The following is a 16,404-nucleotide window of genomic DNA, read 5'->3' as shown; positions in this document are numbered from 1 at the left end:
CGTGCGTGAAGTCGCCACCCTTGACCTGCGTCACTTCACGGTCGTACTGCCGCAACACGTTGAGGCGTTACGCTGCTGCCGGAGTAGGCCGCGGCGAAGTCCATACTGGGCGGATGCCGGTGGTGGGGTTGATGGGACGGGCGTTTCGGGAGATTTACCACGTCATCCGGGGGACCAGCCCGACGCATCTGCATCTACGCGAGCGGCTCGGCTTCCTGCTCATCCTGAGTGTGGTGGTGGACCTCGTCGCGAGCGTGCCGATCATGTTTGTCGAGATGGGCGCGCAGGGTAGCCAGATCCACTCGTACGGTGACGCGCTGTTCTGGACGACCGGGCAGCTGCTGACGGTGTCGTCCAACCTCGCCAACCCGATCAGCCCGGCGGCCCGGGTGATCGACCTCATCTTGGAGTTCTACGCGATCACCGTGGTCGCCACGGTAGCCGGCTCGATGGGTGCGTTCTTCCACCGCCGGGGCATGGAACGCCAACCGCTGCCGCCGGAGTCCGTTGATCGCAGCTGACAATTTTGTTGGGGAATGCTGGTGAATTCGTCGTTAACCTCATTCCCGGCCGGCGTCCAGAGTGGACATACTTAGTCTCAAGGATGATTGACCAGCGGACTCTCCACCTTTAGGGGTAGTGCGGGGTAGCACCTCCGGGTGGCGAGACCGGGGGTGGTTTGGCCTATTCTCTGTTGTAGAGCCGGTTCGGCGATGTAGCCGATTCACCGCTGAACGGCCGGGCAGTGGGGAGGCTGGCCGTGGCGCGAATTCTCAGCAGTCGCTCAGCTACGTCTCAGCGTCCCGGGCATAAGGTTAATTCGCGCCTTAGGTGTCGCCAACGTGAAGTCCCGACCGATGGCGACCTTAGGTTGTCACCGGTTGTTCATAACCAGGCAAAGTTGGGCAGTGAACATGAAGTCGACGATGACGACCGCCGCCCGGTACGGATGTAGCCGCAGATGACCGCAATCACTGGTGTCGCCATTCTCCTGGCCGCCTTCGGCGCGTGCTGTTACGCGGCCGGCGCCTGGTTGCAGCACGGCGCGGTCGGGGAGGTCAGCGGCGAGAACAAGCTTGGTGCCGCCGGTCTCCTGCACCTCTTGCGGACACCACGGTGGCTGCTCGGTCTCACGGTGATCGTCGGTGGGGTCGTCTCGCATCTGCTCGCGCTCGGGTTCGCGCCGCTGACCATCGTGCAGCCGGTCGGTGCGCTCGCGTTGCCGTTGACCGTGCTTTTGTACGCGCGATCCAGCCGCGGCCGGCTCGGTCACCGGGCCACCGCCGGGATGGTGGCCACGGTCGCCGGCCTGCTGCTGTTCGTGCTGGTCGCGGCCAACGGCGCGACCTCCACCGTGGTGGGTGCGGACGCCGAGACCCGGGCCACCCAGCTGGTCGGCCTGGGGCTGGGCGTGCTCTGCCTGGTCAGTCTGCTGGCCAAGGGCAACGTGCGGTGCGTGGCGCTGGCCACCGGCGCCGGCATCGGATACGGCTATGTGTCACTGCAGATGCGCAGCATCATGCAGGGGTTCGGCACCGAGGGCATCACCGGCATCCCGCTGCTGTCCGTGCTCTTCCTGGTGTTGTCGCTGGTCGTCGGCGTGATCATGTTGCAGCTGGCGTATTCCAGCGGTCCGCCCGACCTGGTCGTCGCGTGCCTGACCGTGGTCGACCCGCTGGTCGCGGTGGGCCTGGGCATCGGGGTGCTCGGTGAAGGCGTACGCAACAACGTGTGGATCATCACCGGTGAGGTCGTCGGCGCGCTGGCGGCCTGCGTCGGGGTGGCGATCCTGGCCCGCTACCACCCGGAGCGGCTGCGCCGGCTGGAGCACAAGGACGAGCCCACCGGATCGTCGTCGTTGGCGACCGCCGCGCTGCTCGGGCTGACCGAACGCAAGCTGCGGATCCTGATCGCCGCCGACACCTTCCCGCCGGACATCAACGGCGCCGCCCGGTTCGGTTCCCGGCTGGCCCGCGGCATGGTCGAGCGCGGCCACGAGGTGCACGTGGTGTGCCCGTCGCGGACCATCCACGACGAGGTGACCGACTACCACGGCGTCACGGTGCATCGGATCGGCTCGTACCCGACGACCTGGTTCCACCCCACCTTCCGGCTCACCCCGGTCTGGCGGATCCATCCGGCCACCGCTCGGCTGCTGGACACGGTCAAGCCGGACGTGGTCCACATCCAGTCGCACTTCCTGTTCGGCAGCGCGCTGCTGAGCCAGGGGCCCAAGCGCGGCATCCCGGTGGTCGCCACCAACCACTTCATGCCGGAGAACCTCTACGGTTCGCTGCACCTGCCCCATTTCGTACGGGGAATGGCCGGCCGGCACCTGTGGCGGTCGGTGATCCGGCGCTACATCCGCGCGCAGGTGGTCACCGCGCCGACCGCGCGGGCGGTCGAGCTGCTGCACGACAACGGCTTCCCGGCGATCGCGATCCCGGTCTCCTGCGGCATCGACGTCGATGTCTATAAGCGCCACGCCGACGAGTTCAAGGCAGCACATCCGGAGCCGCGGCCGCCGATGGTGACGTTCGTCGGTCGCCTCGACGAGGAAAAGCGGATCGACGAGCTGATCCGGGCGCTCGGCCGGATCGAGCTGCCCGAGCCGCCGCACCTGACCGTGGTCGGCAGCGGTGCCTGCCGGCAGCCGCTGCAGGCACTGGCCGCCGAGCTGGGGCTCGCCGACCGGGTGCACTTCACCGGCCTGGTGACCGACGAGGAAGTCCGTGACGCGTACGCGGCGGCCGACGTGTTCTGCATGCCGAGCATCGCCGAGCTGCAGAGCATCGCCACCATGGAGGCGATGTCGTCGGGCAAGCCCGTCGTCGCCGCCGACGCGATGGCGTTGCCGCACCTCGTACGCCCGGGCGAGAACGGCTGGCTCTTCGAGCCCGGTGACGTGGACGGCCTCGCTCGCCGGTTGCAGGAGCTGCTCGGCGACCCCCTGCTGCGGGCCACCTTCGGTGCCGCCAGCAGCCGGATCATCGCCAGCCACGACATCGCCACCGTGCTCAGCACCTTCGAAGACATCTACCGCGCGGTCATCGACGGCTCGCCGGCCGACCTGGTCGAGCAGCTGATCGCCGGTTCCGGTGTCTCCCGTGCCGCGCTCCAGCCGGCCGCCCGGATCAGCCTGCGCAGCCAGCTGGCCCGGCTGTCCGGCCGGGCCAGGTGACCACCGTCCCGGCTGTGCCCAGGGCGGATGGCGTACGGGCCTCGGTGCCGGCGACCGCGGTCGTGGATGGTGCGCAGGTGCGCTATTGGACGTATTATCCGACTCCGCGCCTGGACGGTCATTCGCCGGTGATCGTGATGGTGCACGGTTTTCGCGGCACCCACCAGGGTTTGGAGCTGATCGCCGGAAACCTGTCGGAATTCCAGGTGGTCAGCCCGGACCTGCCAGGTTTTGGTGCCTCGCCGCCGATGCCGGGCCGCAAGCACGATGTCGCCGGCTATGCGACGGTCATCGCGGGCCTGATCCGGCAGCTGGCGGTCGGGCCAGTGGTGCTGCTCGGACATTCCTTCGGCTCCATCGTGGCCGCTCGCATCGCGGCCACCGAGCCATCGCTGGTGAGTTCGTTGATTTTGGTCAATTCGTTGGCGACGCCGGTGCCGGCGCGTGGCGGACCGGGTCGGCTCGGGTTGCGGCTCGCTTCCGCGTATTATCGCCTCGCGGCCGCCGCGCCACCCCGTGCCGGTCACGTTCTGTTGGCCAGCAAGGCTTTCACGCTCTCGATGAGCGCGGCGATGGCGGTCACCCGCGATCGTGAGCTACGCAAGGACATTCACCGCCGGCATTTACTGCATTTCAGCGATTTCCACAATCGCCAGCTGTTGGTGGAGGCCTTTTCCGAGGTCGGCGAAGCGGGCGTCGGCGATTATGCCGCCGGCATTTCGATGCGGACGTTGTTGATCGCCGGCGAGCGGGACCGGATGGCGCCGCCGGCTGGCCAACGCTGGTTGTTGCCGCAGTTGGCCGATGGCCAGCTGCGTACGATTTCCGGGGTCGGTCACCTCGTCCACTACGAAAAGCCAGCCGCCGCGGCCGCGTTGATCCGTGAATTCCTGGCATCATCGTGAATGTCTTCTTTGACGCGCGGTGGACGCGGATGGACACCCACGACGGCATCAGCCGTTATGGTGCCAGCCTGCTGGAGGCTTTCAGCCGGATCCACCCAGTGACCATGATCATCCACGACCAGCGACAGCTCGCGCTGTTGCCGGATGTGCCGTACGTGCAGCTCAACAACCCGATCTCGGTCCGCGAGTTTTTCTTTTCCAGCAAGCTGAACAAGCTCGGCGCCGACGTGGTTTTCAGTCCCATGCAGGTGATCGGCAGCCTCGGCCGGCGCTTCAAGCTTATCCTCACCCTGCATGACCTGATCTACTACCGGCATCGTCAGCCGCCGGGTTTCCTTCCGCTGCCGGTGCAGCTCATTTGGCGGCTTTATCACCTGACGTACACGCCACAACGGCTGCTGCTCAACCGCGCGGACGCGGTCGCCACGGTGTCCTCGACCAGCCGCGATCTCATTCTTGAGCACCGGCTGACTCGCCGCCCAGTCGAGGTTGTCTACAACGCGCCGCAGCCCGGGTTGGGTGGCACGGCCGCGGTAGAGCCGACGAAAGACCTGGTCTACATGGGGTCTTTCATGGAATACAAGAATGTCGAGACTTTGGTCGCGGGCCTGGAATTTCTGCCCGGCCACACTTTGCATCTGGTCAGCCGGATCAAGCCGCAGCGCGAAGCGCAGCTGCGCGCACTCGTACCCGCCGGTGCCGAGGTGGTTTTCTGGCATGGCATCAGCGATCAGGACTATCACCAGCTGCTCAAATCCGCCGCCGCGCTGGTCACCGCCTCCAAAGACGAGGGCTTCGGGTTGCCGATCATCGAGGCGATGGCGCTGGGCACCCCGGTCGTCTGCAGCGAGCTCCCAGTTTTCCGCGAGGTCGCCGCCGACGCGGCCGCCTTCTTCGACCCGGACTCACCTCGCTCGTACGCCTCGGCCGTCCAATCCGTCACTGCACCGGCCCGCCGCGCCGCCCTCGCTATCGCCGGCCGGACCCGCGCCGCCGCCTTCTCGTGGGACTCCTCCGCCCAGCACCTCCTGTCCCTCATCACCACTCTCAGCGACTGACCTCTGCTCGCGTAACCACGGCGAGAGTGGGACGGGTTAGGGGAGGTGGTGGCCGAGGCGGGTGGCGATGTGGTGGGCGGCTGGTACGCCGAGGCCGCTGACGGCGGTGAGCGTACGTACGAGGTCGGGCAGCGGCAGGGCGCAGTCAAGCACCACCGTGCCGGCAGCGACCGCGGTGGCGAGGGACCGCAGCGTCTGCGCCGTACGGCGGGGGAGGTCGACGGCGGTGAGGTCGGCGCCGGCCACCAGGTCGGCGGACGGGAAGAGGTGCGTGAGGCCGTGCGTGAGGCCGCCGACCGGCTGGCCGAGGTGCCGGGTCAGGGTGCCCATCCGGGTACGTGCCCGCGCGAGGCCGCAGTGCTGCGCGACGATCGCATGTGCGGCGATTTCGAACGCGCCCCAAGCACCCGGGCCGGTCGTCGGGTCGGCGAGCCCCACCATCCGGCCAGCGCGTTCGACGACGTGGATGAGGCCTTCCCAGTACGGCAGGTGGGCCTGCAACAACAGACAACTTTCGTTGCCGGGCCGCACTTCCAGCACACCTGGCCCGCCGTCGAGGCTGATCGTACGTCGGTAGACGCCGTCCTGCACCGACTCCACTCCGGGAATGGCCCGCTCCGCAAGGAAAACCTGGACGTTGTCCCAGTCGTACGGCGGCTGGAAGGGCAGCCGCAGGGTGAGTCCGCCATCGGCCGCGAGCCGGTCGGACCGGCGTCGGCGGTTGCGTAGTTCTTTTGGTGAGGAACGGAAAACTTCGCGAATGTCCCGGTTGAACTGGCGTAGGCTCCCGAAACCGGACGCGAAAGCCACTTCCGCGACGGTCAGGTCGGAGTCGTCCAACATTCGGCGAGCGAAGTGGGCGCGTCGGGAGCGAGCCAGCTGGTCGGGCGTGACGCCGAGGTGGGCGAGGAAAATCCGCCGCAAATGCCGTGCCGACAAGGCGAGCCGGGCAGCCAGATCCGCCTCGGTGCCGTCGTCCAGTGCGCCGTCGATGATGAGCTGCACCGCGCGGCACACCAACTCCGGCGAATCGGTGCTGATGGGGCCGGCCACTCGATAGGGCCGGCAGCGCAGGCAGGCCCGGAAACCGGCCACCTCGGCCGCGGCCGCCAGCTCGAAGGTCCGCACGTTCTCGGCCAGCGGCTTCGCGCCGCACCCGGGCCGGCAGTAGATCCCAGTGGTCACCACCGCCGAATATGTCGTCACGTTTCTCAGGTATAGGCGTACGACGGCCGGCGCGCTAGCCGTATTCGGACATCGTCATCGTGTCCGAATGTGGCGAGACTTCGGCCGGTCCCGAGACGATGCTTCTCGCTGTCAGCAGTTCGCCAAACCGAAAAGGATTTCCGTGCTTATCAAGGTGTTTCCCATCGAACTCAAGCCCGGTAACCAGGCCGCGGCCGAGGCCATCGTCCAGGAGTTCGCGCCCAAGGGCCCGGCGCAGGAGCCCGGGTTGCGGTCGTTCCGGGTCTACCGGGATCCGGCCCGGCCGGACTATTTGCTCTTCGTTGAGCATTTCGCCGACCAAGCGGCGTACGATGCCCACACCGGCTCGGCCGCGTACAAGGAGCTGATCGCCGGCCAGTTCGCCGACCTGATCGTGGAGTTTGTGGAAATCGACCACGAACTACTCGTCAGTCTCTGAAAAACTTGGCACCGCGCTGGAAAGCGCGGTGCCTTTTCTGGACCGGAGAACCACGAAATGAATCAGCGAGACAAAGCCAGGATTTTTCGCGACCTGCACAGCGGGCCGGTTTTGGTGCTGCCCAACGCATGGGATGTGGCGTCCGCCCGGCTGGTCGAACGGGCCGGCGCGGCGGCGGTCGCGACCACCAGTGCCGGGGTGTCCTGGAGCCTGGGCGCGGCGGACGGTGGGAACCTCGACCGTACGTCCGCGATCGAGGCGATCGCGCGCATCAGCGACGCGGTCGACGTGCCGGTCACCGCTGATATCGAAGGCGGCTACAGCCAGCACCTCGACGAGCTGGCCGCGGTCGTACGCGCGGTGGTCGCGGCCGGTGCCGTCGGGGTGAACTTCGAGGACAGCGCCTCGGGGGCGCTGCTCAGCGTCCAGGACCAGAGCGCTCGCCTCGCGGTCGTCCGAGAGGCGGCCGGATCGGACCTCTTTGTCAATGCCCGTACCGATGTCTACCTGTTCGGCGCCGGCACCGTCGACGAGACCCTGCACCGGGCGCAGGCCTACCTGGCCGCCGGCGCCGACGGCATCTTCGTGCCGGGAGCCGCCGACGCGACCACCATTGGCAAGCTCGTCAACGGCATCGCCGGGCCGCTCAACGTGATGGTCGGCCCTGGCGCGCTCACCGTCGGCGAACTCGCCGACCTCGGGGTGGCCAGGGTCAGCGTCGGCCAGGCGATCGCCCAGGCCGCGTATGCCCTGACCAGCCAAGCCGCCACCGAGTTGGTCACCTCCGGCACGTACGACACTCTCGCCGACGGCCTCCCGTACGCCACTCTCAACGCCCTCTTCTGACATCCCGCCGCGTGACAACTGACAGAGATTGAAATCTGTCAGTTGTTATGCGATGCTGGTGACAGATCATCACCAGGAGGCGGCTGTGCAGAAGCGTGGATTGGGTACGAATGGGCCGCGGGTATCAGCGGTCGGGCTCGGGTGCATGGGGATGTCCGGCGTTTACGGGTCCGCTGACGACGACGAGAGCGTGGCCACGATCCACGCGGCGCTGGACGCTGGCGTGACGGTGCTCGACACCGGCGATTTTTACGGCATGGGCCACAATGAGCTGCTGGTCGGCCGGGCGCTGAAGGGGCGGCACCGCGAAGACGCGGTGATCAGCGTCAAATTCGGCATGCTGGGCAGGCCAGGCGGCGGCTGGGGAGGGTTCGATGGGCGGCCGGCCGCGGTCCGGAATTTCGTGGCATATTCCCTCAACCGGCTCGGCGTGGACTACATCGACATTTATCGGCCGGCCCGGCTGGACCCGGCGGTGCCGGTCGAGGAGACGATCGGCGCCATTTCCGAACTGGTGGACGCTGGCTACATCCGTCACATCGGGCTTTCCGAGGTCGGCGTCGAGACGATTCGGCGGGCGCAGGCGGTGCACCCGATCGTGGACCTGCAAATCGAGTATTCGCTGCTGTCGCGCGCAATAGAGGACGAGATCCTGCCTACCTGCCGGGAGCTGGGCATCGGCATCACGGCGTATGGGGTGCTTTCCCGTGGCCTGCTTTCCGGGCAGTATTCGGCCGGCAGCTCCGGCGATTTCCGTGCTCACAGCCCGCGGTTCCAGGGCGAGAACCTGGACCACAATCTCCGGCTGGTCGATGAACTCCGCGTCGTCGCGCAGGCCAAGGAGGCGACGGTGGCGCAGATCGCGATCGCGTGGGCGCTGCATCGCGGTGACGACATCGTGCCGGTGATCGGTACGCGCCGGCGTATCCGACTGGCCGAGTCGCTGGCCGCGCTGGACATTTCGTTGGACGCCAACGATCTGGAGCGGATCGAGAAGGCCATCCCGGCCGGCGCGGCGGCCGGGGACCGCTACCCGACGGCGTCGATGGCCATGTTGGACAGCGAAAAGTGAATGAGACCGCGTTGACGGCGGAGCAGATCCTGACAGCCACTGAGGACGTGCTTCGCCGGTACGGGCCGGGAAAGGCGACCGTGGTCGACGTGGCCCGCGAGTTGAATGTCAGCCACGGCAGTGTTTACCGGCATTTTCCCAGCAAAACGGCGATGCGCGAGGCGGTCACCCGGCGCTGGCTGGACCACGCGTGCGCCGGGCTCACCGAGATCGTCGAGCGAGATGGTCCGGCGGCGGACCGGTTGGACCGCTGGCTGCTCGCTCTCTTCTTGGCAAAGAAGGAAAAAGCGGCAGCGGACCCCGCACTGTTCGCGACCTATGCGGTGTTGGCCGACCATTCCAGCGAAACCGTCGTCGAACATTTGCGTGATTTGGTGGCGCAGCTGACGACCATCATCGTGGACGGGATCGGCCGCGGTGAGTTCGCCGAAACGGATCCATCCACCGCCGCGCAGGCGGTGTTCGACGCGACCGTGGTTTTCCGCAGTCCACTGCATTCCTGGCGGTGGACCATCCCCACCATCGATGCCGAGTTCGCCGCCGTACGAAAGGTGATCCTCAACGGCCTGGTTCAGTGCCGTCGGTGATCCTGGATGGTCATCCGCGGCCCCCGGCGCGGCGGATGGGCGGCCGGCGTCAGTTCCAGCAGTCGTACGACCCGATAGCGATGCGGACGCCACGATTCCAGCAGCTCGACCATGCCGTCGTCGTCCAAAGGCTTGCCAGTCAAGGCGTATCCCACGATTTTGCAGGTGTGATAGTCACCGACGGACAGCGAGTCGGCGTCGCCGAGCGCCCTGCTGGCCACCTCGGCGGCCGTCCACAGCCCTACCCCGGGAATGGACCGCATTCGACGATAAGCGTCTTCCATCGGCAAACCAACGCATTCCTCCAGCCGGTTCGCGACCCGCGCGCAGGTCACCACCGTCCGCGACTGGGGCGGTTCGACGCCGGCCCGGTGCCAGTCCCACGACGGAATATGCCGCCATTGCTCGGAAGTGGGCATGACCACCATGCCGGCCGGCGCCGGACCCGGCGCGGCGTCGCCGTACTTTCTCAGCAGCCAACGAAAAGCACTGTGCGCCTGCTTTCCGGTGATCTTTTGCTCGAGGATCGCCGGGATCAGCGCTTCCATCACCCGCCCGGTCCGCGGCACCCGCAGGCCCGGATGGCGCGCGTACGCGTCACGCAGGAGTGGATGGCGCGGGTCGAAGCCGGCCGGGTCGTCCCGGCCGCCCAGCATGTCCGGCAGCGAGGCGACGACCTCCTCTGCGCCAAGGCCCCAGGCCTCACAGGTCACCTCGTGCAGGCCGCGCTGGGTGAGCCGGAAAGTCGCCGGCCCGGCGGGCATCCGGCTGGTGCGCCACAACGACCCGTCGGTCGCGTACCGATGGCACGGGTCCGCGCCGCCACGCACCATCGAGCCGAGCGTCATCCGTACGTCCACCGGCAGCTCCGGCCGCCATGTGGTGACCGCGACAGGCGTTCGTACGACGGAAGCGGTCACTCCCGGAGTGTATGTCCCGTCCGTGCGCTGTCCCTGATGGGGCGATGTGGACAGTAAAATGTGAATAAATGTTTGTATATTTCGGCAGACACAGGTTTTGTGTGAGTCAATTACCCGCTTTAATAGCCCCATGACACGGCATTGGGCACGGTGGGTAATCGCATCGGCGTCGGCCCTGACGGTGGTCGCGGCCTGTACGTTCGCCAGTTCTCCGGCGCACGACGCAAGCGCCACGACACGTCCGAAGGTCCATCTGACAGTTCAACAGGAGGCTGGTCAGCGGATCATCTACTCGTACGCGGGCCTCACTCCGCCCGCGGCGCTCCTGCAGGCGATCAAGGCCGGCCAGGCCGCCGGGGTGATCTTCTTCAAGCCGAACATCTCCAGTCCCAGCCAGATCGCTTCGGTCATCACGCAACTGGTCCAGGCGCAGCAACAAAGTCCGGTTTCGCAGCCGTTGCTGCTGATGACGGACCAGGAGGGCGGCCAGGTCCGCCGGTTGCCCGGTGAGCCGTCGCTGTCGGAAAAGCAGATCGGCGCGTCCTCGAACAGCCTCGCGCTGGCCAGCCAGGCCGGCACCGGCGCGGCCAACACCCTGCACGGCGTCGGCATGAACGTGAACCTCGCGCCGGTGCTCGATGTTTTCCGTACGCCGGGCAACTTCATCGACGAGTATGGCCGTTCTTACAGCCAGGACTCGGCGAAGGTCGGGCCGCTCGGCAAGAACTTCATCGTCGCTCAGCAGGCGCTCAAGGTCGCCGCCACCGCGAAGCATTTCCCGGGGCTCGGCGCGGCCACCCAGAGCCAGAACACCGACCTCGGGCCGGTCACCCTCAACGTGCCGATGTCGACGCTGCGCGGCGCGGATGAGGTGCCTTACGGTGCGGCCATCACCGCCGGCGTCAAGCTGATCATGACCTCGTGGGCCGTCTACCCGGCGCTTGACGCGAACCGACCCGCCGGCTTGTCGACCACCGTCGTACAGAACGAACTGCGTGCTCACATGGGCTTTCGGGGCGTGACAATCACCGACGCGATCGAGGCCGGCGCCCTCAAGTCGTACGGCACGACAGGGCAACGCAGCGTGCTGGCCGCGCAGGCCGGCATGGATCTGGTGCTGTGCTCGGCGCAGGACGTGACCCAGGGCCAGCAGGCCACCACCGCACTCGCCGACGCCCTGCAGTCCGGCCAACTCCCGGCCGCCGACTTCACCGCCGCCGTCGACCGCATCACCGCCCTCCGCGGCAGCCTCGCGTGACCTCGCCGTAGTCCCGTTGCTTGCGCGAGTCGCAAGCAACGGGCGTTGCGGACAAAGGCGCTACCGGAGGTGGCGGGGCTGCGGGGAGCGGCCGGCGGGTTGGTGCACTGGGCGGGTGGGCGGTGCGGGTGGGATGGGCAGCGAGACCGGGGTGTCGGGTAGCAGGTCCTGGACCGTGCCGTGGTGGCGGATAGTGATCTGGTCGCCGTCCAGCGCGGTGTAGGTGGCCGACTCGGCGCCGACTTCGACGCGGATCGGTGTTTCCCTTATGCACACCCGAAAAGCGAAGCCGTCCAGCCCAGGTGGCAACCGTGGCGCGAAACACACGCCGTCGTCGGTCACCCGGAGGCCGCCGAAACCGGCGACCAGCGCGGTCCAGCCGCTCGCGAGCGCGGCGATGTGCAGGCCGTCGGCGGTGTTGTGTTCCAGGTCGTCGATGTCCATCAGGGCGGCTTCGCCCACATACGCGTACGCCAGTTCCACCTGCCCGACCTCGACCGCCAGCACCGCCTGGGTGCCGGCCGAAAGAGAGGAGTCCCTTACTGTTATCGCTTCGTAGTAAGCGAAATTCCGGGTCTTTTCGTCGTCGGTGAAGGCGTCTGGCCGGTGCTGCATGGCCAGTACGAGGTCGGCCTGCTTCACCACGGCCTTGCGGTAGAGGTCGAAATACGGATAGTGCAACAGTAACGGATAGCAGTCGTTTTTCTCGAAATCCCACGGCTGGTGGCCGGTGAAGCCGTCGGACTGTGGGTGCACCCCAAGTTTTTCGTCGTAGGGCACGTACATCGTGGCCGCCGCGTCCGCCCAGCCGGCGATCTCCAGCGCGGAGACCTCAAGTTCCTTTGCGCGTACCGGAAACTTGCGAGCCACCTCGGCCGCGGCGCGCAGGTTCTGTTGCGCCATCAGGTTGGTGTAGACGTTGTTGTCGGCGATCGCGCTGTATTCGTCCGGGCCGGTCACCCCGTCGATCCGGAACCGGCCGTCCCGGCCGCGATGGCCCAGCGACGACCAGAGCCGCGCGGTGTGGACGAGCAGCTCAATGCCGTAGCTGGACATGAAGTCGGCGTCGCCGGTCACCCGGCAGTAGTTCAGTACGGCGGCCGCGATGTCCGCGTTGATATGGAAAGCGGCCGTGCCGGCCGGCCAGTATCCAGAGCATTCCGCGCCGTCGATGGTCCGCCATGGGAAGGCGCTGCCGGCGAATCCGAGCTGCTGCGCCCTTTCCAGCGCGGCCGGCAGGGTGCTGTGCCGCCACCGCAGGGCGTGTTTGGTGGCCGCCGGATAGGTCAACGTGAGGACGGGGAGCACGAAAGTCTCGGCGTCCCAGAACGTGTGCCCGTCGTAGCCAGGACCGGTCAGCCCCTTCGCTGGCACCGCCCGTCCCTCGCCGCGCGCGGATGCCTGCAGAACATGGAAAAGTCCGAACCGGACCGCTTGCTGCAACTCCAGGTCGCCATCCAGGCGTACGTCCGCGTTGCTCCAGAAGCCAGCGAGGAATTCTCGCTGTGCCTCGCAAAGACCCGGCCAGCCGGACTTGCGGGCCAGCGTGAGAGCGGCCTGCAGCTGGTCGCGGATGGCTGGCAGCGACCGGGTCCCGGACCAGCCGTACGACACGTATTTCACCACTGTCAGCCGCTCGCCGGGCGCGAGCGTGGCCGACACCATCGTGCGGGCCACGTCGTGGAACGTGGTCGACTCCATCGACGTGTCCGCCGGCCCGTCGACCTCGTGGTTCATCGCGGCACCCACCCGGATGCCGCTGCGTTCGGTCCGGTGCACCAGGTAGCCCGCCGCGTCCAGGCTGCCGCCGTCCTCCAGGATCAGCGCTTTTCCGAGCGCCGCGGCCGATCGCGGGTCGTTCGCGGCGACCGGCAGCTGCTCGTTGGCGACCAGCTCGGACTGCAACACGATCCGCACTGCCGTGTCGACCGCCTCGACCTGGTAGCGGATCGCCGCGATCGCCCGCTGCGGGAAGGACACCAGCCGCTGCGAGCTGACCCGGACGACCTGGCCGGCCGGCGACTCCCATTCGACCGTACGATCCAGAATCCCGGTCTGGAAGTCCAGCTCCCGGCGATGCGCGCGAAGCTCCCCGTACCGGATGTCGAAGGGCTCGTCGTCGACCAGCAGCCGCATCACCTTGCCGTTGATGACGTTCAGAATCGACTGGCCGGACTCCGGATAGCCGAAGCCGGCTTCCGCGTACGGCTGCGGGCGCAGCTCGTGGACGCCGTTCAGGTAGCTGCCGGGCAGGCCATGCGGTTCGCCCTCGTCGAGGTTGCCGCGCCAGCCGATGTGACCGTTGGACAGCGCGAAAAGTGACTCGGTCTGGGCCAGCACCGCAAGGTCCAGAGCGCTTTCCACCAGGCTCCAGGGCCGGACCTGGAAGGCAGGATGCCGGATCACGGGCCCTCGATCAGCTCGGCGAGATCGTTCACCACCACGTCGGCGCCGTGTTTGCTCAGCTCGGCGGCTTGTCCGACACGGTCGACGCCGATCACGAAGCCGAACTGGCCAGCTCGGCCGGACTCGACCCCAGCCAGCGCGTCCTCGTACACCGCGGCTCGCGAGGGCGGCACACCCAGCTCCTTCGCGGCCGCCCAATAGGTGTCCGGGGCAGGTTTGCCGGCGAGCCCGCGCTCCCGCGCGACCACGCCATCGACGCGTACGTCCAGCAGGCCGTCGATGCCGGCCGCGACCAGCACGTCCTTGCAGTTCGTACTGGATGACACCACCGCCCGCCGCAGTCCGGCGGCGGCCGTCGCGCGCAAATAGCGGACCGAGCCGTCGTACGGTTCGACGCCGTCCTGGTGGATCTTCGCCAGCACCAGGTCGTTCTTGCGTACGCCAAGGCCGTGCACGGTTGGCGCGTCCGGCGAGTCGTTCGGGCCGCCGTCCGGCAGCTCGATGCCACGGGAGGCGAGGAATGACCGGGTGCCGTCGTCGCGCGGCTTGCCGTCCACATACCTGTCGTAGTCGTCAACCTGATCGAAGCCGACGAACCGCTGTCCGTGCTGGTCAGCCCAACCGCGGAGGAAGTCGTCGAACATCTGTTTCCAGGCGGCCGCGTGCACCTTCGCGGTCTGGGTGAGCACGCCGTCCAGGTCGAACAGGCAGGCCTGGATATGGTCGGGCAAGCCCAATCCGCGACTGGTCACGTGCTCAGGCTACGGCTCGTACGGACGTCAGGCAGCCTTGCGGGCTTCCTCGACTGTTTCGAAAAGCGCGAAAGTTGTGCGCAGCCCGGTCAGCTCCAGCAGCCGGCCGGTCGGGGACTGGCCGAGCACTAGCCGCAGTCGGGCGCCGTGACGATCGGCCAGCTGCTGCAACTCCACCAGGGCCTTAAGGCCGGCCGAGCCCATGAAGCTGACGCCGTCGAGGTCCAGCACCAGGATCTCACGGCCGGGCGGCAGCTGGGCCCCCACTTCGGCGGAGAACTGCGGTTCGGTGGCCATGTCCAGCTCTCCGGAGACCGTGACCACGGCCAGTCGGGGGCTGTCCTCGGCGACCGCCACGGCGAGTCCCGATCCGCCGATGCCGGAGTCCGGGGCATCGAGCCGCGGCGAGTGCGGCGCGTCGGTCATCGTCTGCTGCCTCTCCTTGGCGCTCGTTCTGTTCTGGTGGCGCCAGGCTACTCGGCCACCCAGCGCCGTGGTGACCCCGCGCCAACTCCGACGTTCGCTCGCTGTGGGGTAACGTGCTGTAACGGCTGATAGGCGACAGTCCACTCATCAAGCATTTATGTGGCAAAAGCCGCCATACCCTGGTTGTCTACGCCACCGGGTTTGGTCGCCGAGGGCGCCGCGCGGAGGCAGCGGCGGTGGTGGAAACACACCTGCCGTAGATGCAGCAAAGCCCCGGCCGCCACGGGGGGAGCGGTCGGGGCTGCGCTGCGTGATAAGCGTGACACGGCCACGGCCGGGACGCAATAGGGGAGGTCGAGAAGAAACCCGCAGAGCCAGTCGGATCCCGTCCGAGCTGCCGGTTTCGCCGGGTTCCCGGACGGATTCTCAGCTGTTCCTCAGGTTTGTGAAGCGTCCGACGGTAGGCCCCAGACACCGGTGGCGGCGGTACTTTTCGCGTAGTCGGCGAAATCGCGGGGTGGGCGGCCGAGCGCGCGTTCCACGCCGTCGGTGAGGTGTTCGTTGCGGCCGTCGAGTACGCGCTCGAAGAGGTCGGCGAAGAAGGGGATGTGTTCTTCGGGCATGCCTTGCTGCCGCAGTCCGGCGGCGAATTCGCCGATGGACACCGACACGTACCGAATATCCCGGCCGGACGCCTGCGCGATCTCCCTGACGGTGTCGGCGAAAGTCATCAGCCGCGGGCCGGTCACCTCGTACAGCTCGCCCGCATGCCGGGAGCCGGTCAGCGCCTCAACGGCGATGTCGGCGATGTCGTCGGCGTCGACAAAGGGTTCCCGGATCTGACCAGTCGGCAGCACGACCTCGCCGTGGGCGACCGGCTCCAGCAGGAAATCCTCACTGAAGTTCTGGGCCAGCCAGCTCGACCTGATGATCGTCCATTCCACCCCGGATTCGCGTACGACCTGTTCGCTGGGCAGCACGTTCTCCTCGCCGCGGCCAGAAAGCAGCACCAGCCGCCGGACGCCGCCGCTGACCGCCAGCTCGGTGAAGGCGGCGATCGTCGCGGTCGCCTCCGGGCTGCCGAGGTCGGGGTAGTAGGCGATGTACGCGGCGGCGGCGTTTTCCAGCAGCGCCGGCCAGGTTCGTTGATCGGCCCAGTCGAAGGGCGGTGTGCCGGTACGAGACGCGGCCCGCACCGGCCTGTTCTGGTCGAGCAGCCGGTCGACCACCCGGCGGCCAGTTTTCCCGGTACCACCAAGGACCACAGTTGTTTTCTCCATACGTACAGTCAAATGCGGTCCGGTGAGACGGAACATGGTTGAGCAGCTCAGTTCCATGTTCGAGCGTC

The 16,404-nt window shown here is 67.3% G+C and carries 15 protein-coding genes; 9 read left to right on the top strand and 6 right to left on the bottom strand.

Annotated elements, in window-relative coordinates; all coding sequences use genetic code 11:
• Nucleotides 1-113: 113 nt before the first annotated feature.
• The 4 genes from ABD301_RS37975 to ABD301_RS37960 all read left to right on the top strand — a co-directional run bounded on the left by ABD301_RS37975 (nucleotide 114) and on the right by ABD301_RS37960 (nucleotide 5,144).
• Entirely contained in the window at nucleotides 114-521 is a 408-nt protein-coding gene (locus ABD301_RS37975; RefSeq protein ID WP_344314945.1) for a hypothetical protein, read from the top strand.
• Between the two features lie 440 nt (nucleotides 522-961).
• On the top strand, nucleotides 962-3,181 hold the full coding sequence (locus ABD301_RS37970; RefSeq protein ID WP_344314931.1) for a glycosyltransferase: 2,220 nt from the start codon (nucleotides 962-964) through the stop codon (nucleotides 3,179-3,181).
• A gap of 14 nt (nucleotides 3,182-3,195) precedes the next feature.
• On the top strand, nucleotides 3,196-4,086 hold the full coding sequence (locus tag ABD301_RS37965; protein WP_344314930.1) for an alpha/beta fold hydrolase: 891 nt from the start codon (nucleotides 3,196-3,198) through the stop codon (nucleotides 4,084-4,086).
• 29 nt (nucleotides 4,087-4,115) lie between these two features.
• A complete protein-coding gene (locus ABD301_RS37960; protein ID WP_344314929.1) occupies nucleotides 4,116-5,144 on the top strand; it encodes a glycosyltransferase family 4 protein in 1,029 nt (342 codons plus the stop codon).
• A gap of 36 nt (nucleotides 5,145-5,180) precedes the next feature.
• On the opposite strand, the gene ABD301_RS37955 is transcribed toward ABD301_RS37960, so the two are convergent.
• Nucleotides 5,181-6,350: a bifunctional transcriptional activator/DNA repair enzyme AdaA gene (locus tag ABD301_RS37955; RefSeq protein ID WP_344314928.1), complete on the bottom strand. Its 1,170-nt coding sequence runs from the start codon at nucleotides 6,348-6,350 to the stop codon at nucleotides 5,181-5,183.
• A gap of 142 nt (nucleotides 6,351-6,492) precedes the next feature.
• Here ABD301_RS37955 and ABD301_RS37950 point away from each other — a divergent pair, with 142 nt between their 5' ends.
• The 4 genes from ABD301_RS37950 to ABD301_RS37935 are packed head-to-tail and all read left to right on the top strand — an operon-like array spanning nucleotide 6,493 to nucleotide 9,294.
• Nucleotides 6,493-6,789, top strand: a complete 297-nt coding sequence (locus tag ABD301_RS37950) for a putative quinol monooxygenase (protein ID WP_163568425.1) — start codon at nucleotides 6,493-6,495, stop codon at nucleotides 6,787-6,789.
• Between the two features lie 57 nt (nucleotides 6,790-6,846).
• Nucleotides 6,847-7,635, top strand: coding sequence for an isocitrate lyase/PEP mutase family protein (locus tag ABD301_RS37945; protein ID WP_344314927.1), 789 nt, complete (start codon nucleotides 6,847-6,849; stop codon nucleotides 7,633-7,635).
• 52 nt (nucleotides 7,636-7,687) lie between these two features.
• Nucleotides 7,688-8,707 (top strand): aldo/keto reductase, encoded by a 1,020-nt coding sequence (locus ABD301_RS37940; RefSeq protein ID WP_425552015.1) that lies wholly within the window; start codon nucleotides 7,688-7,690, stop codon nucleotides 8,705-8,707.
• A complete protein-coding gene (locus ABD301_RS37935) occupies nucleotides 8,704-9,294 on the top strand; it encodes a TetR/AcrR family transcriptional regulator (RefSeq protein WP_344314925.1) in 591 nt (196 codons plus the stop codon). The genes ABD301_RS37940 and ABD301_RS37935 overlap by 4 nt, the downstream gene beginning before the upstream one ends.
• Here ABD301_RS37935 and ABD301_RS37930 read toward each other — a convergent pair.
• Nucleotides 9,279-10,214 (bottom strand): DNA-3-methyladenine glycosylase family protein, encoded by a 936-nt coding sequence (locus ABD301_RS37930; protein WP_163568426.1) that lies wholly within the window; start codon nucleotides 10,212-10,214, stop codon nucleotides 9,279-9,281. The genes ABD301_RS37935 and ABD301_RS37930 overlap by 16 nt on opposite strands.
• 130 nt (nucleotides 10,215-10,344) lie before the next feature.
• Between ABD301_RS37930 and ABD301_RS37925 the strand changes: the two genes are divergently transcribed.
• Entirely contained in the window at nucleotides 10,345-11,472 is a 1,128-nt protein-coding gene (locus ABD301_RS37925; protein WP_163568427.1) for a glycoside hydrolase family 3 N-terminal domain-containing protein, read from the top strand.
• Between the two features lie 60 nt (nucleotides 11,473-11,532).
• Here the strand turns inward: ABD301_RS37925 and ABD301_RS37920 are convergent, their stop codons facing one another.
• The 4 genes from ABD301_RS37920 to ABD301_RS37905 all read right to left on the bottom strand — a co-directional run bounded on the left by ABD301_RS37920 (nucleotide 11,533) and on the right by ABD301_RS37905 (nucleotide 16,336).
• On the bottom strand, nucleotides 11,533-13,878 hold the full coding sequence (locus ABD301_RS37920) for a glycoside hydrolase family 65 protein (RefSeq protein ID WP_344314924.1): 2,346 nt from the start codon (nucleotides 13,876-13,878) through the stop codon (nucleotides 11,533-11,535).
• A complete protein-coding gene (locus ABD301_RS37915) occupies nucleotides 13,875-14,630 on the bottom strand; it encodes an HAD family hydrolase (RefSeq protein ID WP_344314923.1) in 756 nt (251 codons plus the stop codon). Before ABD301_RS37915 ends, ABD301_RS37920 begins: the two co-directional genes overlap by 4 nt.
• A gap of 27 nt (nucleotides 14,631-14,657) precedes the next feature.
• The gene (locus ABD301_RS37910) at nucleotides 14,658-15,056 is read right to left on the bottom strand and encodes an STAS domain-containing protein (RefSeq protein WP_344314922.1); all 399 of its coding nucleotides are present in this window, start codon (nucleotides 15,054-15,056) and stop codon (nucleotides 14,658-14,660) included.
• A gap of 437 nt (nucleotides 15,057-15,493) precedes the next feature.
• Nucleotides 15,494-16,336: a Rossmann-fold NAD(P)-binding domain-containing protein gene (locus tag ABD301_RS37905; protein WP_344314921.1), complete on the bottom strand. Its 843-nt coding sequence runs from the start codon at nucleotides 16,334-16,336 to the stop codon at nucleotides 15,494-15,496.
• Nucleotides 16,337-16,404: the final 68 nt, after the last annotated feature.

It is taken from the genome of Fodinicola feengrottensis, from assembly GCF_039530045.1.
Taxonomy (GTDB): Bacteria; Actinomycetota; Actinomycetes; order Mycobacteriales; family HKI-0501; genus Fodinicola; species Fodinicola feengrottensis.
This window is presented reverse-complemented; position numbering and strand designations above follow the sequence as displayed.

Coding starts and splice junctions, on each gene's coding strand:
- ABD301_RS37975 (WP_344314945.1), top strand. CDS start 114: ATGCCGGTGGTGGGGTTGATGGGACGGGCGTTTCGGGAGATTTACCAC.
- ABD301_RS37925 (WP_163568427.1), top strand. CDS start 10,345: ATGACACGGCATTGGGCACGGTGGGTAATCGCATCGGCGTCGGCCCTG.
- ABD301_RS37905 (WP_344314921.1), bottom strand. CDS start 16,336: ATGGAGAAAACAACTGTGGTCCTTGGTGGTACCGGGAAAACTGGCCGC.
- ABD301_RS37940 (WP_425552015.1), top strand. CDS start 7,688: ATGCTGGTGACAGATCATCACCAGGAGGCGGCTGTGCAGAAGCGTGGA.
- ABD301_RS37910 (WP_344314922.1), bottom strand. CDS start 15,056: ATGACCGACGCGCCGCACTCGCCGCGGCTCGATGCCCCGGACTCCGGC.
- ABD301_RS37970 (WP_344314931.1), top strand. CDS start 962: ATGACCGCAATCACTGGTGTCGCCATTCTCCTGGCCGCCTTCGGCGCG.
- ABD301_RS37945 (WP_344314927.1), top strand. CDS start 6,847: ATGAATCAGCGAGACAAAGCCAGGATTTTTCGCGACCTGCACAGCGGG.
- ABD301_RS37960 (WP_344314929.1), top strand. CDS start 4,116: ATGGACACCCACGACGGCATCAGCCGTTATGGTGCCAGCCTGCTGGAG.